Annotated in this window: 18 protein-coding genes; 8 read left to right on the top strand and 10 right to left on the bottom strand. The window is 33.7% G+C overall.

The features are described 5' to 3' along the window. Positions 1 to 13 precede the first annotated feature (13 nt). From tsaB to LE180_RS01580, 5 genes are read right to left on the bottom strand one after another with little or no spacing between them, the layout of a single operon-like run. Positions 14 to 670, bottom strand: coding sequence for a tRNA (adenosine(37)-N6)-threonylcarbamoyltransferase complex dimerization subunit type 1 TsaB (tsaB, locus tag LE180_RS01600; protein ID WP_374133747.1), 657 nt, complete (start codon positions 668 to 670; stop codon positions 14 to 16). Further along, positions 667 to 1,131 carry a tRNA (adenosine(37)-N6)-threonylcarbamoyltransferase complex ATPase subunit type 1 TsaE gene (gene tsaE, locus LE180_RS01595; RefSeq protein WP_374133746.1) on the bottom strand — a complete coding sequence of 155 codons (465 nt, stop codon included), beginning with the start codon at positions 1,129 to 1,131 and terminating at the stop codon, positions 667 to 669. Before tsaE ends, tsaB begins: the two co-directional genes overlap by 4 nt. Next, a complete protein-coding gene (thiL, locus tag LE180_RS01590; RefSeq protein ID WP_374133745.1) occupies positions 1,085 to 2,074 on the bottom strand; it encodes a thiamine-phosphate kinase in 990 nt (329 codons plus the stop codon). The genes tsaE and thiL overlap by 47 nt, the downstream gene beginning before the upstream one ends. 58 nt (positions 2,075 to 2,132) lie before the next feature. Next, positions 2,133 to 2,270 (bottom strand): hypothetical protein, encoded by a 138-nt coding sequence (locus LE180_RS01585; protein ID WP_374133744.1) that lies wholly within the window; start codon positions 2,268 to 2,270, stop codon positions 2,133 to 2,135. Between the two features lie 51 nt (positions 2,271 to 2,321). Then, entirely contained in the window at positions 2,322 to 2,603 is a 282-nt protein-coding gene (locus LE180_RS01580) for a hypothetical protein (RefSeq protein ID WP_374133743.1), read from the bottom strand. 132 nt (positions 2,604 to 2,735) lie between these two features. Here LE180_RS01580 and LE180_RS01575 point away from each other — a divergent pair, with 132 nt between their 5' ends. From LE180_RS01575 to LE180_RS01560, 4 genes are all read left to right on the top strand, one after another. Continuing rightward, positions 2,736 to 4,556 carry a ComEC/Rec2 family competence protein gene (locus tag LE180_RS01575; protein WP_374133742.1) on the top strand — a complete coding sequence of 607 codons (1,821 nt, stop codon included), beginning with the start codon at positions 2,736 to 2,738 and terminating at the stop codon, positions 4,554 to 4,556. Between the two features lie 316 nt (positions 4,557 to 4,872). After that, a complete protein-coding gene (locus tag LE180_RS01570) occupies positions 4,873 to 5,721 on the top strand; it encodes an NAD(+)/NADH kinase (RefSeq protein WP_374133741.1) in 849 nt (282 codons plus the stop codon). After that, positions 5,721 to 7,382: a DNA repair protein RecN gene (gene recN, locus LE180_RS01565; protein WP_374133740.1), complete on the top strand. Its 1,662-nt coding sequence runs from the start codon at positions 5,721 to 5,723 to the stop codon at positions 7,380 to 7,382. The genes LE180_RS01570 and recN overlap by 1 nt, the downstream gene beginning before the upstream one ends. Positions 7,383 to 7,424: 42 nt before the next feature. Then, positions 7,425 to 9,299: a carbon starvation protein A gene (locus LE180_RS01560; RefSeq protein WP_374133739.1), complete on the top strand. Its 1,875-nt coding sequence runs from the start codon at positions 7,425 to 7,427 to the stop codon at positions 9,297 to 9,299. A 138-nt stretch (positions 9,300 to 9,437) separates the two neighbouring features. On the opposite strand, the gene LE180_RS01555 is transcribed toward LE180_RS01560, so the two are convergent. Beyond that, the gene (locus LE180_RS01555) at positions 9,438 to 9,620 is read right to left on the bottom strand and encodes a hypothetical protein (protein ID WP_374133738.1); all 183 of its coding nucleotides are present in this window, start codon (positions 9,618 to 9,620) and stop codon (positions 9,438 to 9,440) included. A gap of 278 nt (positions 9,621 to 9,898) precedes the next feature. Continuing rightward, positions 9,899 to 10,252, bottom strand: a complete 354-nt coding sequence (locus LE180_RS01550; protein WP_374133737.1) for a type II toxin-antitoxin system HicB family antitoxin — start codon at positions 10,250 to 10,252, stop codon at positions 9,899 to 9,901. A gap of 1,019 nt (positions 10,253 to 11,271) precedes the next feature. On the opposite strand from LE180_RS01550, the gene LE180_RS01545 reads away from it, so the two are divergent. The 3 genes from LE180_RS01545 to hisS are packed head-to-tail and all read left to right on the top strand — an operon-like array spanning position 11,272 to position 14,616. Further along, entirely contained in the window at positions 11,272 to 12,696 is a 1,425-nt protein-coding gene (locus tag LE180_RS01545; RefSeq protein WP_374133736.1) for a phosphoglucomutase/phosphomannomutase family protein, read from the top strand. Next, positions 12,686 to 13,375 carry a DUF502 domain-containing protein gene (locus tag LE180_RS01540; protein ID WP_374133735.1) on the top strand — a complete coding sequence of 230 codons (690 nt, stop codon included), beginning with the start codon at positions 12,686 to 12,688 and terminating at the stop codon, positions 13,373 to 13,375. The genes LE180_RS01545 and LE180_RS01540 overlap by 11 nt, the downstream gene beginning before the upstream one ends. Next, on the top strand, positions 13,372 to 14,616 hold the full coding sequence (gene hisS / locus LE180_RS01535) for a histidine--tRNA ligase (RefSeq protein ID WP_374133734.1): 1,245 nt from the start codon (positions 13,372 to 13,374) through the stop codon (positions 14,614 to 14,616). Before LE180_RS01540 ends, hisS begins: the two co-directional genes overlap by 4 nt. Before the next feature lie 46 nt (positions 14,617 to 14,662). Here the strand turns inward: hisS and typA are convergent, their stop codons facing one another. From typA to LE180_RS01520, 3 genes are all read right to left on the bottom strand, one after another. Beyond that, the gene (gene typA, locus LE180_RS01530; RefSeq protein WP_374133733.1) at positions 14,663 to 16,501 is read right to left on the bottom strand and encodes a translational GTPase TypA; all 1,839 of its coding nucleotides are present in this window, start codon (positions 16,499 to 16,501) and stop codon (positions 14,663 to 14,665) included. Between the two features lie 624 nt (positions 16,502 to 17,125). Then, positions 17,126 to 18,304, bottom strand: coding sequence for a MiaB/RimO family radical SAM methylthiotransferase (locus LE180_RS01525; RefSeq protein WP_374133732.1), 1,179 nt, complete (start codon positions 18,302 to 18,304; stop codon positions 17,126 to 17,128). A 111-nt stretch (positions 18,305 to 18,415) separates the two neighbouring features. After that, on the bottom strand, positions 18,416 to 19,750 hold the full coding sequence (locus tag LE180_RS01520; protein WP_374133731.1) for an MFS transporter: 1,335 nt from the start codon (positions 19,748 to 19,750) through the stop codon (positions 18,416 to 18,418). Positions 19,751 to 20,659: 909 nt separating this feature from the next. On the opposite strand from LE180_RS01520, the gene LE180_RS01515 reads away from it, so the two are divergent. Next, positions 20,660 to 20,897: hypothetical protein (locus LE180_RS01515; protein WP_374133730.1), on the top strand; the 238-nt coding region annotated here is incomplete at its 3' end.

Raw genomic sequence — 20,897 nt, 5'->3', positions numbered from 1 at the left:
TACTTCATAATAATTATTTCTTTTTTGTTTCTTCTGCCCAAGTACGTCTGATATATAAAGGTTGTACTTCTTCGTAGCTGGCGCTTTTTTCGTTGTTGTAAGCTATTGTGGCAAGTGTTTGAGATTGTGGTATGTGCATATTATATGGCAGAGATACGCTGTATTTACCTAGTCCTTTGCTAAATTTTTCTTTGTAGGTTATTGCAGCATTCCCTATAATAAGTATTTTGTTTTTATACTTTTTTAGATCTTTTATAAACAAATCTATGTTTTTAATAATTATTTCTTTGCCATCTTTAACATAAACCTCGTTTCTTAGAGCATCAATAGCAGCGATTGTTTTTATTCCTTTTATTTCAACAAAAGATTTTTCTAAAATTGACAAAGTATCGATAGCAGTAATAGATTTGTTTAATATTTGCGCAAATGTTTTTACCGCAGTCATTCCAACCCTAATCCCTGTGAAACTTCCGGGACCTACAGATACTGCAAATTTATCTATATTTTCAAAAGAGTTCCCTGTGTCTTTTAGTAATCGTTCTACTGCAGGAATAATCATTTCAGAATGAATATGTCCGCAATCGTAGTAAAATGACGCGATAATTTTCTCATTTTCACTTAAAGCTATGCTGAATGTTTTTCCTGAAGTTTCTACCGCTAAAATTTTCATTTTTTCTTCTCTATTTTTATTTTTCTTTCAGAACCCGTATTTTCAATTTCAACACTCCATTGGTTATCATTTTCAGCTCCTATCAATTTATCCGCCCATTCTATAAGCGAAATATTTTCACTATAAATATATTCTTCTATACCTATACTCCATACGGTTGATGGTTGGAGTCTGTACAAATCTAAATGAAAAAGCTTTAAATCGGCTGCATCGTATTCGTTTACAAGCATAAAACTTGAACTTTTTGCAAAACCTTTATTGCCAAAAGCTCTCACAACACCTTGCGCAAAAGTTGTCTTGCCACTTCCCAAATCGCCTTTTAAAAAAATAATATCGCCACTTTTTAATACGGACGCAAACTGCTTACCCAAAGCCCTTGTTTCTTCAGAGGTTTTAGTAATAAAAGCATTATTTTTAAAAGTGTTGAAACCCTGCGTATTTAATTTTTTGCTTTTTGCCATTATAAAAATATTCTACCTTTTTCGATGAATTTATTCTTCCTATATAAGAAATCTCAGGAACTAATTTTTTTAAAAGTTTTGATTTTGATTTTGGTGTAGTGAAAACAAGTTCGTAATCCTCCGCGCCAAATAATGCGAAGTTCAATTGTTTTTTATCTTCTTTAAAAACTTTTTTTAAACTAGATGAAATAGGAATAGTATCCATATAGATATCTGCGCCTTTATCGGAATCTTTTGTCAGTAAATCAACAGAAATATATAATCCGTCGGAAGCATCTGTTAAAGAAGTTAAATATTTTGAAATTTTTCGCGCTTCTCTAAGTCTTGCTTTAGGATTATTTTGTTTTGAAATCAAAAAATATTCATCTTTATTATATTTGTGTTTTGCTCCATATTTGTACAAAAGCGTAACTCCGGCTCCCGCATCGCCAAAAGTATTTGTTACGCCGATTATATCTCCCTCGTTTGCGCCATTTCTTTTAATTACTTTCTCTTTGCACAAACCAACAACGGTAACAGATATTGTAATTTTATCAGATTTTGCAGTATCTCCGCCTACTACTGTTATTCTGTATTTATCGCAAGCTTTCTTAAAACCATTAGATAAATTTTTAACAAATATTTCTGATGTTTTTGGCGGAAGACCTAATCCTATAAGCGCATATTCAGGTTTAACGTTGCCCATGGCGGCTATATCGCTTACATTTACTTCAATAGCTTTTTCACCAAGATTTTGTGGAGTTATCCAATCTTTTTTAAAATGTACATCTTCAATTAACATATCTTTCGTAATGCAAATATTATTTTTACCCGATTTAAAACAGAAACTGTCGTCTCCTATGCCGACGATAATGTTTTTATTATTTTTTGCAGTTGCGAACTGTTTTTTGATTATGTCTATTAGTCCAAACTCGCTTATTGAGGATATATTTTTATTTTTCATGCTCATTGTCCGTTTGCTACGCAGCAAGTCCTTTTGCCTTTTGTTCTTGAGATAGGTCTTAAATCTTTTTTATATAATCCTGAGGATTTGCAATGGATAATCTTCCTAATGCATCAAAGTAATAATTTGCTTTTCCCTGATTGTTTAAATAATAATACGCGACTATAACATTTGCAAATACCTGCAGGATTAACATTTGTTTATGTTTAAAACTCTTTTTATATATTCTATTCTTTTTATGTTCGGTCTAAGGCACATTATGTTTGTGTTTTTCAGAATCAAAAACATATATTATGTATTTTGTCTTTAAGTTTTTTGAAAATACAGATCTGTTTTTCTTTTCAGGATGGAATTTATCATAATCCGCGGCAAAATATTTGTTGATTATATAATTTGCAGAAGCAATAAGACTTGTTGATAAGAAACATAAAAAAATGTTTAAAATGCCAACATTCGTTCTTGTGTTGTCTATGAGAAACCATGCAAATACTACCCCCGGGAAAACAGACAATTGCTTTGTTTTATCCAATGATCAAATCTTGCAATACGCAGATAGTCTGAAAATTTTGTATTCTTCATACCTTAAATATGTATTCGGATTATATCATTTTTTGCTACAATGCGACAACCGCAAACTACATAAGATGATGACAAATAATTTATGAATTCCATAATAAAAGTATTACATAAAAGGTCCGTTATAACAGTTTTTGTTATTTATGCTTTTCTATTGGTTTTATTAGATGTCTTCGGATGTTTTGCATACGAAAAGCGAAGCCGTCTTTATGATTTGGCTGAAGACAATGTTATTATTTCTGTTAAAGGTAAAATTATTTCTGCACCGGAGTCTGTAAAAAACCGCAAAAGATTTATACTTAAAACAAATACTGTAAATGGCAATATTTTAAACGAAAAAATTATTGTAAATTCGCCTGCCGGATATTCCATATCTTACGGTGATATAATTAGTATTGAAGGAAAATTAAAAAAACCTTTCTCATCAGCATTTCCTTTAGTGTTCGACTATCAAAAATATTTAGCAAGAAACGAAATATATACTATTTTAGATATTTCTTCTTTTGAATATATTGAATCTAACCCTAACATAATTAAAAATTTTGCTTTTAAATTTCAGCAAGATATGATAAATAAAATTGATGCCTTCTTTCAAAGACCTTGTTCAGATATTTTAAAATCTCTCCTTATAGGAGATAAAAGTTCTTTAACGCATGATACTAAAAACACTTTTTCAGATTCAGGCGTAATGCATATTTTAGTGGTAAGCGGTTTGCATGTATGGTTTATAGGCGCAATAGCTCTTTTTGTTTTAAAATTAACAGGTCTTTCTTTAAAAAAAGCTTCTCTACTAAGCGTGCCTTTTGTATTTTTTTATGTTTTTGCAACCGGAGCGAACCCGCCGGCGTTAAGATCTGCAGTAATGTTTGCATGTATATTTTTTTCTTTAGCTTTAGATAGAGAGCCTTTGATATATAATTCACTTGCATTGTCTGCGTTGAGTATACTTATTTTTCAGCCACAGCAATTATTTACAGCATCGTTTCAAATGTCATACGGAGCTACGATAGGAATTATTTGTTTTTATAATAATATTTTTAATTTGTTTAAAGAAGTAAAAAATAAAATACTTCGTTTTTTCTGCGGTGTGTTATCCGTTACAATTTCGGCTCAAATTCTTTTGATACCTATGTGTATGTACTATTTTGGAAAAATTTCAATAATTTCTTTTGTTACAAATATAATAGTAGTTCCGCTTGTAGGTACTATTCTTTATATGGGCGTATTTTTTTACTTCTTAACTTTTCTATTTCAATATGCGGCGATATTGTGTTCAGATGTTCTTTCTATCATTTTAAATTTTGTTTTATTAGTAACAACAACGCTAGGGGGTCTTAAATATGTCACTGTAATTATACAAAAACCTACAATTTTACAGCTTATATTATTTTTTATTTTCTTGAGTTCCATGTTAATGTTTAGGGGTAAAAAAAGATTTATTATTTCAGCTATTATTTTATTATTAAATTTTCTATACGTTATTTGCCCTGTTATGTACAATCAAAATAAAATATTTTTTAATGTATATCAAAAAAACAATATAATTACTTTGCATATAAAAGATAACAATAAAAATATTTTTTTACTCTCAAACACAGGCAAATATTATGACAAATATTATATTGAGTCATTTAAACAATTTATATCTTTTTCAGGTATAAAAAATGCCGATATATTGGTGGTGGGTTTCGATAAAGAAAAATTATTTTCGGATTTAGCAAATTTTAGTATTCATGCAGTTGAAATTTCAAATAAGACAGATTTGAAATTAGATTTTAACGATAAAATTATTCTCGTTGATATTCCTGTCAAAAAACTTTATATTGATAACATTGAATTTGAATTTGAAGATGTTACATCTTTTTATTATGATACTAAAAATAAAATATTTTATGATGCGATGTAACTCCTAACCTCACATACACTTCTCGATAAAGACATTTTTGGATAAACTGTCGCCATCTCATACCCAGCTAAACTGCGCCTGTCACCCTCTCATCAACCCACTGAAAAACTCACCGAAAAAAGTAGTGTAAGAAGTCCTTGAAAAAAGGTATAATACCTCGTCAATGCTTCCGGGATTGCCCCTCCCTTCACAGAAATGGATAGCGAGTGTAGCTCGACTGCGATGACAACATCTGACGTGAAACAACTGTGACGATAGTTAATAATTATATCTTCATGCGTTTTGCCTGCATAAATTGTAAATTTATTTGAGAAAAATGTTGTTTTTTATATATAATAAAGTTGTGAATTACAGCGTGGGTATTATTTACAATAAATCAAAAGCTAATGCAAAAAAACTTGCATTGAGGATTGCTTTGTGGCTTAAGCAAAATAAGTGCAAAGTGTTTGTAAGCGGTTCTATGTCCGCAAAAGCAAAAAAATTTGATTTTGTTTTATCTGTTGGCGGCGATGGGACAATGCTAAAAATTATAAGAACATTTTCGCCGTTATCAGTGCCTGTAAAAGGCATCAATCTTGGTTCTCTTGGTTTTTTGACAGACGTGGATACAGATGAAGTTTTGATTCTTTTAAAAAATATTTTATCTTCCGGTTTTAAAATTGAAAAAAGAATTTTGCTTTTGGTAGAGTTTGAGTATAAAGGTAAAAAATTAAAGACAGTAGCCGTAAACGATTGTGTTGTACGTTCGTTGTCGGGTGGTAAGCTTATTACTGTTGATGTAGATATAGATAAAAACTTTACTGCTGAATATAAGTGCGATGGAATGATTATTGCTACTCCTACCGGTTCAACAGCATATTCTCTTGCAGCTTCTGGACCTATAGTATATCCTAATCTCCCGGTTTTTATTCTCACTCCTATTTCTCCTCATACATTAACGCAAAGGCCTATGATACTTCCGAGCAAAAGTAGTATTTCTTTTGTTGCAAAAAACAAATACAGCAACGGGAAAATTATGGTATCTATAGATGGACAGGAAAATTATACGCTTCCTAATGGAGCAAAGATAAAATTTTCTACTTATAAAAAATCTCTTAAGCTTATTAAAAATTGCAGTAGGTCATATTTTGAAACCTTAAAGACAAAATTGCACTGGAGCGTTTAATGTTGACTGCGCTTTCCATAAAAAATTATGCTTTAATCGAAGATTTAAGCGTTGATTTTTCAGATGGATTTACTGTTATTTCGGGCGAAACTGGATCCGGTAAATCCATATTAATAGAATCGATAGAATTGCTTACCGGCACCAGAGCTGATATATCGTACATACGCTCAGGGTGTTCTGTATGCACCATTACGGCATCTTTTGAATATAAAAATTCTAAAATTACTGATTTTTTAAATAACTTTTCTATTTTTTCAGATAATAATACCATTTTAATACGTAGGACTATTGAAAAATCAGGGAAAAGTAAAGCTTTTATAAACGATTCTCAGGTAAGTATCTCAGTTCTTGCTGGTCTTGGAGAATTGCTTATAGATTTTCATGGGCAAGATAAAAAACATTCACTGCTTAATTTAGATTCGCAACTTGAAATTTTGGACAATGAAATATTGGATATTAAGCCATTGCTTGCAACTTCGGCAGTTTTGCATACGAAAGTTAAAAATCTACAGACCAAAATTGAAGCGATGAATTTGTCCGATTCTGATAGAGAAAGAAGAATTGATTTATATTCTTTTCAAGTAAAAGAAATCGAAGATGCTAATCTTGAACTCGACGAGGACGAAAGACTCGAAACCGAATTGCCAAAACTAAAAAATGCGGAAAAAATTACCGCTTTGGCGCAGGAAGTTGTTGAAATATTGTATTCTTCAGAAAATGCGGCTTTAGACGGCATTTTGAAAGCAAAGAAAAATATTGAAATAATAAATTCCTACGGAGCAGACGGTTCCGAGGCGATGTCTTTAATAGAGCTGTCGTACTATCATGCTGAAGAAGCTCGTAGAGAAGTTGAGAATATTCTTTCAAAAACACACTTGGATCCTGAGAAGCTAGATGCTACCCTTGAAAGAACAGAGCTTATTAAAAAACTAAAGAAGAAATATGGAAACACCATAGAGTCTATCATTGAATACAAAAATAAAATCTCCAATGAGTTAAATTCTTTGTGTAATTATAAAGATGATTCTGAGAAAATAAAGGAAGAATTAGAATTAGAAACAAAATGTTTGATTGAAATTTGCGAGACTATAAATAAAAAAAGACAAAAAGCGGCGCAGGTTTTTGCAAAGACAGTTCAGAAAGAACTTTTTGATTTAGATATTAAAAATGCTATATTTGAAGTTAAGTTTAGCAGAAAATTGCCTTCTTCAAATGGCTACGATTTAATAGAGTTTATGTTTTGCGCAAATAAGGGGGAAAAGACTCTTCCCTTGAAGAATACGGCTTCAGGCGGCGAGTTGTCAAGAGTTTTGCTTGCTATAGAGTTGTCGTCAAAAGTGAAGAGGGATCAAACAACTATATTTGATGAAATTGATACCGGAACAAGCGGTAAAGCGAGCGAAAAAATAGGTGAAAAACTTTCGAAACTTTCAAGGAAGAAGCAGGTATTTTCTATAACGCATTTAGCTCAAGTTGCGGCATTTGCGAGAATGCATGTAAAAATCTATAAGGAAATAGTAAATTCCAGAACTTATACAAAAGCTAAAGCTCTTTCCGAAATAGAACACATCGAAGAAATAGCAAGAATGATATCTGGAGAAAAAATCACAAAAACAGCCTTAGATCATGCAAAAAACTTAGTAGCGGCTTATCTGCAATAGGGGTCTTGAAAAATACGAGATGAAAAATTGGAGTTTTACTTTATGGATTTTCTTTTTGGAATGAATGCATTAACGATAGTTTTTGCCAGCTTGTGTCTTTTTGTAATTGCGTATCGTTTTTATGGTATTTTCTTAGCTAACAAGCTTTTACATGTTGACCCTCTTCGTATTACACCCGCTCACAAATATGTTGATGGACGTGACTATGTGCCAACAAACAAGAATGTTCTTTTTGGGCATCATTTTGCGGCAATAGCTGCGGCGGGACCACTTGCAGGTCCAGTTCTTGCAGCGCAATTTGGTTTCTTACCGGGAACCTTATGGATACTTATTGGTTGTGTACTTGGAGGAGCTGTTCACGATCTTGTGGTGCTTTTCGCGTCTATACGGCACAAAGGGCAAAGCTTGGCAACAATCGCAACAAAAGAAATCGATAAAGTTACAGGCGTAGTTGCAGCTTTTGCAATTTTATTCATTTTAATTATGACGCTTGCCGGTTTATCTTTGGTATGTATAGGGGCGATGTATAATGCTCCGTGGTCGCTTCTAGTGGTTTGCTCTACTATTCCCATAGCTATTCTTATGGGGATAATTATGAAGTATAATCAAAAATCTGGAATTTTGCTTGCAAGTATTATTGGCGTAGGATTATTAATTTTGGTAATTCTTTTAGGGAAAACCATTACAAGCATTCCTCTATTGCAAAGTCTGTTTACGTGGGATACTAAATCTCTTGCCATTGCAATTTCTTTGTATGGTTTTTTTGCATCAGTGCTTCCTGTAGGATTCTTATTGGTTCCTCGCGATTATCTTTCTACATATTTAAAAGTCGGAACAATTACCTTACTTACGATAGGGATTATTTTTGTTCATCCTACAATACAGATGCCGGCTCTTACTAAGTTTGTTGTTGGAGGAGGACCTATTATTGTTGGACATGTGTTTCCTTTTATTTTTATAGTTATAGCTTGCGGCGCGCTTTCAGGCTTTCATGCAATTATTGGAACGGGTACTACTCCGAAAATGCTTAACAACGAAAATGAGCTTCTTTTTATAGGATATGGAGCGATGCTTGTGGAAGGATTTGTAGCTATAATGGCGTTGATAGCGGCTGTAACACTCATGCCCGGGGATTATTTTGCAATCAATACGCCAAAAGCCGCCTATGATACCTTCATCGCGGCGAATCCTGAATTTGTTATCAAGGATTTGCTTTTTCTTAATGAACAAATAGGTATAGATCTTGCTGGAAGACCAGGCGGATCTGTATCACTTGCAGTAGGAATGGCCCATATATTTAGCAGAATTCCTTTAATGGATAAAGTAATGGCGTATTGGTATAACTTTGCTGTTATGTTTGAGGCCGTATTTATTCTTACAGCTATAGATGCAGGAACAAGAGTGGGTCGCTTTTTCTTGCAGGAATTAATTGGATTTGTAATTCCCAAATTCAATGATCAACAATGGAAAGCAGGACCTATAATTGCGGGAATAATATTTACATTTACATGGGGATACTTAGTTTATACGGGGGATATTGGCAGTATATGGCCATTATTTGGTATAAGTAATCAACTTCTTGCTTCGTGCGCATTAATTATATGCACAGCGATGTTTCTTAGAATGAATCGAGGAAAGCTTGCGTTAACTACGGCAATTCCCGGTATTTTTATGGCAGTTATTACATTGTGGGCAGGCTATATTCAGGTATTTGGTTCACGCCTCCCTAATGGCAGCTTTTTATTTGGTTATTTTGCCAAAGGACAGATTCTTCTTGGTGTTTTGGGCACGACAGTAATGATTCTTATGATTATTGTATTTATAAGGGCATTTAAGAAATGGGCTGAACTAATTAAAATTAAGACGTTGAAGACGGACAAGTACGGGGAATCTGTAAAAGAAATAGTTGCAGAGTAAAAATCTTAATATCAAATTTAAGTAGCCAACTAATACCATCAGCGCGCATAAGCCTTTTTGAGATTTGAGTCAAAAGCTGTATTCGAGCATAATCATAATATTTAGTCTTTAATAAGTATTTCCTGTTCTAAACCTTTTTTATGTTTGTGAATCAGTTATATCAATTTTTTTAATTGATTTTCGTTGATTTTTTTCTTGATCAAAAGTTTCTTTTTGATTATCATAGAATGTTGTATTTCCAGAATTTGCTATAAACTTTTCAATATCTTCAGGGATTAAAAACATAGCTTTGTCTGTAAGATATTTTTTGTATTCATTCAAATAAATTCCAATTCCAGTAAAATCAAAGTCTCCAAAATGTAGATAATTGTTTGGAATTGATTGTAAGCATTTTATTAAAAATCTTTGCTTTGATTTTTAGGATAGCGACTTATAAATAAAGACTGTATATTTTCAAATAAATATTTTTGTTTTTTAATGCGCCTAAAATTTTCAGGATTTTCTATCCCAACAATAGTAATATCCTGAGGTATTATAAATTTTTCAAAATCATATATAAATTTGAAAAGTGCCTTCCAACTGTATGAATACCACCCATGTTAGTTTAACCTAGTTGTTGGTACTTCTAAATTTACCACTCTGCTTGCAAGCAATTCAATTGGAACGCCAATAGGTTTTTCTTTAGGAATAGCCGTTGTTCGAGTAAGTTTCCAGTCCAATTCTTTCAAAACATCTCTTATGTTTCCCTTTTCTTCTACATAGTCTAGCCATATCCTAAAAGCTTCTTTAAACATTGCTTTTGCTTTTTCTAAATTTGAACCCGATGTTATTATCCCTAAAGGCGAACATTGGGCGTGAATATACTTGTCTCCTGATATTTTGAAAAAATACACAGGAACAGATGCAACCACGACTCTTCTGTCGTTATTTACAAATATTTTTGGTGTTTTCATACTACTTTCCTTTATTTAGTTTATAATTTACTAAATAATCCCTTGACAACTTGTAGGGACTGATAAAATATTTGTGAAATGCTTATGAAATGACATACTACAAAGTAAAATAAAAGGCAAATTCAAACCGCACACGCAACAGCAGAAATAAGAATAAGAACATCTTTGAGGCGTTAAACAGTCAAGATGTTTTCTTGGTCTGTTGCTAAGCCAATTTTCTGCAGTTGCGACATATCTCTTGCATCTATAATTATCAAAATTAGCGCCTTTAGGTAAACATCCTATAAGTTTTACTTTTAGAGTTTAAATAACATTTTCAAAGATAACATAGGGGATATTGAACGGGACACAACATATTCTTAAAAACGTCCAAAACCCCATAAAAATACATTGCAAAACTAAAATAAGACTAATTGATTGGATAAAAACATGGTCACTTTGAAAGGTTATGTTTTTGAGTTGTGTCCCATTCAATATTCCCAATTCGTCTGATGTCGGTGGTAGGAGCGTATAGGCGCGCTTAAGAGCGTTTTTTATGGTAAGGTTAAATGTAAAGAGTTAACAGCCAACGGCGTTGTTGTTTATTACTAAAAAAATGAGAGGCATAGTAATTTGTTATTAATTAATTGTAGAATGTAAAATGTCGCTAACAACTGCACGGCGCTGTTAATAGCTCTAATGGGTTTTCCTCTTTATCTCCGAGTTCTTCTCCATGAGTACTCCTCCTTGATAAGGGGGGTGGCTAAAGGAAAGAGGGGAGAAGTGTAATAGAGATATAGTTGCTGAAGATTTAAAGAAATCTAAAGAGTTTATAATAAGATTGTGTCGTTTCCTACAAGGAGATTAAAACATTGTGTTTTAAATATTAATATAGTAGCATGTTTTTTCCTATTTGGGCTGAAGCAAAAGATAAAACGACTGCTTTAGAGTTACTTGAAATCTATAGCTGAAAAAAAATAAAAGAATGGCAAAAATAAATTTACAACTTGTGTCTGTTATTTCCGGAGTAGGAGATAAATATGATTAGATTTGGAACATCCGGCTGGCGAGGGATTATTGCCGAAGATTTTACATACAATAATGTCGCCGTTGTTACGCAGGCTATAGCAAATCTTATTAATGAAAAATACAAAAAGTCTTCTGCTTCTGTGATTGTAGGGTATGATACAAGATTTATGTCTGAGGATTTTGCAAAAGCCTCAGCTGAAGTTTTGGCTGGCAATGGCATAAGGGCGTTGCTTTGTAAAAGAGCTACTCCAACACCGGTCATAGCTTACGATATTGTGCATTCCAAGTTTGTCGGTGGCATTAATTTTACGGCAAGTCATAATTCTTATAAATATAACGGACTAAAATATTCTTCGGGATGGGGTGGTCCAGCTCTTCCGGAGACAACGCAAAAAATAGAGAAATATTGCGCTTCAATACAAAGTAAAGACATAAAATCTGTCCCTTTTGAGTGTGGTATAAAAAGTAAGTTGATAGAAATGCACAATCCTCGTACGGCTTATATCAAAAAAATAAAAGAGCTTGTAAATTTTAAAGCTCTAAAGAAATCGAAAATCAAAATTGCTGTTGATGTTTTACATGGTACCGGTAGCGATTATCTTGATGCTTTGCTTGATGACGCAGGAATACAAAACGTAACCATAAATAAAAATAGAGATACAATGTTTGGCGGCGGCGCTCCCGAGCCTTCAGAAAAAAATCTAACTGCGCTTGTTCATCTTGTTAAACAAGAATCGTATAAGCTTGGTTTCTCTACTGATGGAGACGCGGATAGATTTGGCATTATAGATTCTGACGGTACTTTTATTACTCCAAATCAGGTAATACTCGTTTTGTTGCATCATTTAAACAAAACAAGAGGCTGGACGGGTATTGCTGCAAGAAGCGTGATGACAACGCACTTTATAGATAAACTTGCGGCTAAGATTGGTGTTGACGTTGTGGAAACTCCGGTTGGGTTTAAACATATTGGAGATATTATGGTAAATAATCCGGACAAATTTATCATAGGAGGCGAAGAATCGGGAGGACTTACAATAAGAGGTCACATTCCTGAGAAAGACGGAATTTTAGCATGTCTTTTAATGGCGGAAGTCGTTGCAATGAGCAAAAAAACTATAGCAGACTTATTAAGAGACATTAAAAAACTTACTGGAGAAGTTGTAACGTCAAGGCTTAATTTTTATTTACCATCTGAAACTATGGATGCTTTTAGAGATACTTTAAAAAACAGAACTCCAAAAAATGTTGCAGGTATGAAAATTCAAAAAAATATAACTATTGACGGAGATAAATTTATTATAGACGATAATAATTGGATAGGTTTTAGATTTGCAGGTACAGAACCTGTTGTAAGGGTATATGCGGAGTCGGATTCACATGCAAAATTAAATAAGCTGTTAAAAGCTGGGGCGGCGTTTGTTTATGGAAAATGAAGAAAAATCTGTTAAAAAAAAGAGTCTGAAAGAAAAATCAGGGGGTTTAATTAAGACGTATTTGATTACTGGTTTGGTAGTTATAATACCTCTTTGGCTAACATACTTTATCGTTGCTATTCTTTTCAAATGGATAAGTAATTTTGCTTTTCCTGTTATTAATTATTTTGTTGTTGATAAATACTGGGTAATTGTTATAGCAAAGATTTCAAGTTTTTTTATTTCAATTTTAAGCATATTAATTTTAGGTTTCGTTACGAATAGAGTTTTTGGGAAAAGCGTTTTGGGGTTTATAGAAAAGCTTATAGAAAAACTTCCTATTTTGGGTACAGTTCATTCTGCCGCAAGGCAGTTTGTAAATTTTATATTTGGAACGGATAGTTCAAAAAGTTTTAAACAAGTTATTTTTGTGCGTTACCCAAACAGAGAAGTTTATAGCGTGGCTTTTTTGACCGGCAGGCAGTCCGTTAAAGGAGAAAGCTATATCTGCGCTTTTATGCCAACAACGCCAAATCCTACTACGGGTTTTTTGTTGTTGTTTAAAGAAGAAGATGTGATATATACGGATCATACGGTAGAACAGGCTTTCCAATTTATTATTTCCGTCGGAGTAATAAGTATGGATAAATATAATAAAAAAATAGAGCTTAAAGAAGAAATAAAGGAATTACAAAAATGAATTACAGAGCTCCCCGCGGGACGCATGATATATTTGGGATAAATGCTTTAGGAATGAGTTTGTTGGAACAAAAATCCAAAGAGATTTTTAAAAAATACGGATTTGAAGAAATAAGAACGCCCATTTTTGAAGATGCCTCCCTTTTTATGAGATCAGTAGGGCAGGCGACAGATATTGTAGAGAAAGAGATGTATGTTTTTGAAGATAGAAAAGGTCGCAAACTTGCCTTGCGTCCTGAGGGGACAGCTTCTTTGGTAAGAGCTTGTATTGAACATAGAATGGATATTTCAAATCCCGCAGGAAAGTTTTTTTATTCCGGAGAAATGTTTAGGTACGAAAGACCTCAAGCAGGCAGATATAGACAATTCCATCAAATTGGGGCTGAATATTATGGCAATTCATCTCCTGCTGCAGATGCTGAGGTTATTGTTCTCGCGCAAGATTTGCTTGCTGCTGTAGGCATAGATAAAATCAATGTTCACATAAATTCTTTAGGGTGCGAAAAGTGCAGACCTTTTTTTAGAAAAACATTGATTAAATATTTTAGCTCTGCTCAAGGTTTATGCGACGATTGTGAAAGACGACTTAAAAATAATCCTTTAAGGTTGTTAGATTGTAAAATAGATGCAGGTAAATTTATCGAAGTACCTCAAATGGCAGACTACCTTTGTGAGGGCTGTAAAGATAATTTTAATTCGGTAAAGTCTTTGCTTAAAAGCGTCGATTGCGTTTATACGGTTGACGAGAAGCTTGTGCGAGGTTTGGATTATTATACAAGAACGGTTTTTGAAATACGTTCTGATTCTACCAGTTCTCAAGATGCTCTTGCCGCAGGTGGAAGATACGATAATCTTGTTAAAGAACTTGGCGGACACGATACTCCTGCGATGGGATTTGCTTTGGGTTCTGAAAGAGTGATGCTTGCCGCTCAAAGTGTCGGGCTTTTTAATAATTTTAAAGATACTGAAAAAATCTTTATAGCTATTGCCGATCAAGAACTTTTTAACGGAGCGTTTGCTTTTGCGGTAAAAACTGTAAGAAATGGTTTAAGTTTCAATAAAGATATTTCTGTTTTCGGTCCTATAAACGGGAAAAGTTTAACTAATCAATTAAAATATGCAGATAAAATACAGGCATCCAAAACGATTGTTTTTGCTAAAACAGAATTTGAAAACGGTAAAGTTTTAATAAAAAATATGAAAGATAAAACGCAAATAGAAGCTGTTATAAACGAATTGTAAACTGAAATAGGATTTTATATTTATAAAATTCGCTCACTTTATATTTTTAACTTTGTTCTTCAGCTTCATTTTGGGAAGAACGTTTTCTAAGCAAGTGATTTAAAATCTTTTTTCTCAAACGTACTGAAGTTGGCGTAATTTCTACAAGTTCGTCAGGGGAAATATACTCGATTGCTTGTTCAAGATTCATAAGTCTTGGAGGCGTAAGCATGGGCGCATCATCCGAACCTTTGCTTCTCATATTGCTCAATTTCTTTAGTTTACAAGGATTTACTATCAAATCGTTTTCTCTAGAATTTTGACCTACTATCATTCCCTCATATACTTCGATGCCGGGATCTAAAAACAACTGACCACTTTTTTGTAAATTATCCAAAGCATAAGCTGTAGCTTTTCCCGACTCTTTTGCTATAAAAACGCCATTTGTTCTTAAATCTGCAACGTCTGCTTTTGGCATGTAATCGTAGAAACTATGATGCATAATACCTTGTCCGCGAGTATTTGTTAGGAACTCATTTTTGAAACCTATCAATGCTCTTGACGGGATTATATATTCAAGTCGTATTCTATTTTCACCCTCGCTTACCATATTTTCGAGTTTTGCAGCTCTTTTACCTGCTAATTCAAAAACGGCTCCTTGAAATTGGCTTTCTATGTCCAAAGTAAGAAATTCCATAGGTTCGTAAATCTTGCCATCTTTTTCTTTATATATGACTTCAGGCGAAGAAACTGAAAGCTCAAATCCTTCTCTACGCATGGTTTCAATTAAAATTGTTAGGTGAAGTTCGCCTCTTCCTGAAACTTTAAATCTTCCTTCACCTTCTAATGTTTCAACTCTTAAGCCTACATTTGTTTGCGCCTCTTTTTCGAGGCGGGCATTTATGTGTCTGCTTGACAAAAACTTACCTTCGCGTCCTGCAAAAGGAGAGTCGTTGACAAGAAAGTTCATGGAAACAGTTGGCTCATCTATAGAAAGTTTTGGCAATGGTAAGATATGTTCCGTACTACAAATTGTGTCCCCTATCTCAATGCCTTCAAGCCCTGCTATTGAAACTATATCGCCTGCTTCGGCTTGCTCAACTTCTTGTTTACATAGTCCATAGAACTTGTCTATGCGGACCGCTTTTGTAATTTTTGGAGAATTAATACTAGTATCATTTACAAGTGTTATAGTCTGTCCTTTTTTTACAATGCCGTTTAAAATTCTGCCTATACCAACATTCCCCAAAAAGTTATTGTAATCTAGCATTGTTACTTGCATCTGCAAAGGTTTTTCAATATCTGCTTCTGGAGCAGGAACATTTAATAGAATTGTTGTAAAAACAGGTTCTATGTCAGCGCCTTTCTCCTCCATCTTTGTGCTTGCCCAACCTTCGCGTCCTGACGCGTAAAGAATTGGAAAGTCAAATTGTTCGTCAGTTGCGCCAAGTTTCATAAATAAATCAAAAACGTTGTCCACAACTGCGCTAGGAGTTGCGCTAGATCTGTCCATTTTATTTACAATAACAATAGGCTTTAATCCAAGCGCTAGGGCTTTTCTTAAAACAAAACGAGTTTGTGGCATAGGTCCTTCAACCGCGTCAACCATAAGAATTGCGCCGTCAACCATTTTCAATACCCTTTCTACCTCGCTGCCGAAATCTGCATGACCGGGAGTATCTACTATGTTAATGGTATTACCTTTATAGTTTACAGACGTGCACTTTGCAAGGATTGTTATCCCTCTTTCCCTTTCGAGAGGATTAGAGTCTAACACCATATCTTGAGCTTCATCATTTTTAACATTAAATTGACCGGAAAATTTTAATAATGAATCTACTATAGTCGTTTTACCGTGATCTACGTGAGCTATAATAGCAACATTTCTTACATCGTTTCTTTTCATGGTTTTATTAAAAACCGACCATATATAATCAAATTGCTTTAAGTTGCGCTGTTAGCCTTTAACGCCATCTACTCATTGTGAGACTTGCGACTGACAATCCAGACAACGACGATGCTGAATTGCTTCGTCATTTCGTTCCTCGCGAAGACACCGCTGGTACAATTTAAAGCGATTTGATTATACTCTAACGACAGGTCGAATTTTCTTATCCTTTCTATAAATTTTAACCTACGCAATTATATATCTTTTATTTTGTTTTGTCATTTAAAAAACTGTTAATCTCAGTAGTTTTTGTCAAAATATTTACAAAGTTTCACACTAATATCTTTTTAAAAGATTATTATGAGGTAGCCCATAACTAAAGATCCTGTATTTGAGAATATCGCGCTACTAAGATTTTTTGCGAGTTCTAAAATTGCCTAGAAAATATGAAGCGAATGAAGCTCAGCGGCAAGACTTTTTGGTACTTTTGTTTTGTCCTGTAAAAATACGAGGGCGATTTACAGCTTAATAAATTACACTACAATTACAGTTTTGATTAGGCAAAAGACAGAGCAGGAATTATGCCTTATGACAACCAATCTTTCATCAAAGAATTTAAATATTTATGCAGGAAACTTACTGTCAAACATAAGAAGTATCTGTGATTTCAATTTCAAAAATGTCGTTATAAATTTGACCGCTTTGTCTTTGAACGGTTATATAGTTATCTGTTAAAGCTTTGTCTTTACCTATTTTTACTGCGTTTCTTTTTTTTCCTATATATCTATTTAAAAAATCTTTTCTTTTTTTAGAATCTATTTCAAACAAATCTTTTGATCTAGTCTTCATCGTGCTTGTAGGAACTTTATTTTCGAACATCGAAGCTTCTGTGTCTTGTCTGTCTGAATATCTAAAAATATGAAATCTTGTGAATGGAGTTTTTGCGACAAAATCACATGTTTCTTTGTGATGTTTTTCGGTTTCTCCGGGGAAACCAATGATGATATCTGTAGTAAGCGCTAAGTCTGGCAATGCGAGCGTTAGTGTATCTACTTTTTTTTCAAATTCTCTTGTTAAATATTTTCTGTTCATTTGCTTTAAAATTTCATCGCTACCTGATTGCAGAGGAATATGCAGATGACAACATATCTTTTCAGGATTTGTCCACATTAGCTCTATTAATTTGTCATCAATTTCGGTTAGCTCTATAGATGAAATCCGTATTCTAAAAATAAAAGGAATTTTTACTATTTTCTCAATGATATCTGATAATCCGCCACTATACTTACCCACATGTATTCCTGTTAAAACTATCTCAGAATATCCGCCGCGTATAAAATTTGTAATCTCTGAAAGAACTTCATTTTCAGGTTTGTTCCAAAGAACATTCCTAACGTATGGAACTATACAATAACTGCAAAAGCTATTACAGCCATCTTGTATTTTTAAAAACGCTCTTGAATGTTTATCAAAATTAGAAACTATTTGTTTTTGAGATTCATTAAAAAGTTTTGTTTTATCTTCAACGATTTCGATATTTTGGAACATTTTTTGAATATCAATATTTTTATTTTTTGCGAGGCAGCCGGTAAGTATTATTTTGGGGTTGTTTGAAAGTCTGGAAACCTTTCTTAAAAAGTATTCGCATTCTTTATCTGCAGTCGCTGTTACTGTGCACGAATTAAAAATGATAATATTTGCATCCTCAGGTTTTTGCGCTCTCTCAAAACCGTCGTTTTTAAATTTTTCAGAAATAAGTTGCGATTCATATTGGTTTACTTTACAGCCGAAGGAATATACATAATATTTTTTTTCGCTCATAATTAGTCTTATTTTAATCTTATTGTCATATGTTATAGTCCAAAATATCTATTGACTCCATCAAATGTTCCTTTGATAAATTCGCCTCAATGTCCACAACATTTCTAGCAACTACACTACAACAATCTTTTCTTTTTCACATGTAAGAGCTATAAAAATCATTGTTATTATACACGATATGCCACAAAATATAAAAAGTCCGCTCCAACCCAAGCTTTTAGACATTATCGCTCCGCCCATACCAGAACAGGCGGCTCCTGCATATTCAAACACTCCAACAAGACCTATAGCTGCACCTATTGATTCCGGTAGCGTAACACGAGCAAGCAACGCGCCACCTCCCAAACTCTGCGCCCCTTCTACAAAAAAACCAACTAAAGCAAGAAAAGTAGCTATAACAAACCAAGAAGATGTTCTTAAATTAATAAAGTGGTACATTCCCCATATGCTAAGAGTCAGACACGCCAAATATATTATAGTCATTGGAGCGGCGCGTCCTTTAAAAAATTTATCAGCAAACCATCCGCCTGAAATACTTCCGACAACACCAAAGAGTGGCATGAATGCTAATAGACCAGCGGCGGGAGCTGCAGGAAGACCTCTTTCTATCATAAATATATGACCCCAATCAAGGGCAACCCAACGAGTAAAGTACAAGAACATTGCCGCTAGCCCAATATACCATACAAAAGGATTTACAAAGACATATTTTTTTAGAACTTGCCAATTTGAAAGTTCGCTATGTTTTTCTTCCGATAGAGTAGTGTCGTTGCGATAAACTTCGATGGGAGGCAAGCCGACGGAGGAAGGTTTATCTTTTAAAACAAAAATCATGCTGATAGCAACCATTATCCCAAGTATGCCAGGTACGTAAAAAATTGCGCGCCATGAACCCAAAAGTAGACAGATAGGAGATATTGCGCCTAGTAATGCTATGCCTCCTGCTTTAGAAGAACTAAATAGTGTCCAAAAGAAAGATCTCTCATTTGGAGAGAACCAATAGACGGTTCCTTTTGCCGTTGGGGGAAATCCCATAGACTGTACCCCTCCATTGACTCCCCACAAGAAAGTAAGTAATGGTATTGATGAAATAAAACTGAAACAAAGAGCAACTATGGAAGTTCCAAGTAATCCAACTGCCATAAAAGAACGAATATTGCATTTGTCAGCAAGTATACCACTTGCAAATTTACCTATACCGTAAGTTATGTACATTGTCGTGCCAAGGATCCCATAGTCATCTTTTGTCATTCCAATGTCGTGCATCATAGATGGAGCTGCAAATGTTAAACTTTTACGTGTAAGATAAAAACATAGGTAACCAACATACATTCCAACAAACGTTTTAATACGCCATAGCTTGTACTGCTTTGCAATCTGTTTTTGCTCTGTAATGGGTTTTGCATCTGGCAACGTCTTCATCCAGCTAATAAATTTTTTGAGCATGTTCATCCTCCATTTTTTACACTTTTCGCATCTTGTTTTAGACCCGTTGCATTCCTCTTAAATTGCGTAATAGTTATTCTATCACTTTTAAAAACTTGTGGCGTAATCGTAAGTTCCACAAGACTCTACGCCATATTATACATAGATGAATAGTAATTGTCTATCAAAATGTTAAGGTAGCGCAACTTTTTAATGATGATACAACAAAAAAGAAGATGAAACAAATCTAACCCGAAGTATGAAAATGTTTTTGCGCTCCGGGTCTTACGTTTTTTAAAAGGAAGCAATAAGTAGTGCAGAATGTTTGTGCAGGAATGCGCTTTGTGTCTAGTCAACAACAGAGTTAAATAAAAGACACATTTTGGAAAATTAAAGCGCTGTTTTAAATTGGCAATTGTTAAAAGATTTGATACAATTACACATAGTTGTAGCTGATTTGTTAAGTGGCTTGATTTATTAAAAGGTTTGATTTGGTATAATCACAACAGTTGTATTTGATGAGATGATACAATCACACATAAGTTGTAGCTGATTTGTTAAAAAATTTGATTTGGTATAATTGATTTTCTTATAAATGCAAAACAAGAAAAGTAGCGCTAAAATAAAAAAGGAAAATTTTCACGTGAACCAATACATATTCCACATTCCCCTAATATCTAAATCTATCAAAACCGATAGATAAAAACAAAAGAGGAAATAGTATGCTGACATTACTCTTAAAAAGAAGACACAATATGATGACATTACAATTAAAAAAATGTGTAAGCTTGTTTGTTTGCTATAATATCTAAATCTAAATTTATCAAAACTGATAGATAAAAACAAAAGAGAAAATAGTATGATGGCATTACCTAAATTTGTTTTTATCTTGGATATTTGATACCAGATAAAAACAAAAGAAGAAATAGTATGACGACATTATTCTTAAAAAGAAGACATAATATGATGACATTACAATTAAAAAGATGTGTAAGCTTGTTTGTTTGCCTTTCTCTGCTCCTCTCGGCATGCTCGCCAGATAAATCTCACAAAGCTGGTAGCAATGTTAGCGACATCACAACAAGAACGTCTGTACTCCCACAGCGGGTGGACAGACGTTCTTGTTGTGATGTCGCTAACATTGCTACCAGCTTTCTCTGCTCCTCTC

Source organism: Candidatus Endomicrobiellum pyrsonymphae (assembly GCF_020328025.1).
Taxonomy (GTDB): Bacteria; Elusimicrobiota; Endomicrobiia; order Endomicrobiales; family Endomicrobiaceae; genus Endomicrobiellum; species Endomicrobiellum pyrsonymphae.
Note: the sequence above shows the minus strand (reverse complement) of the source record. Positions and strands in the feature narration are given on the sequence as shown.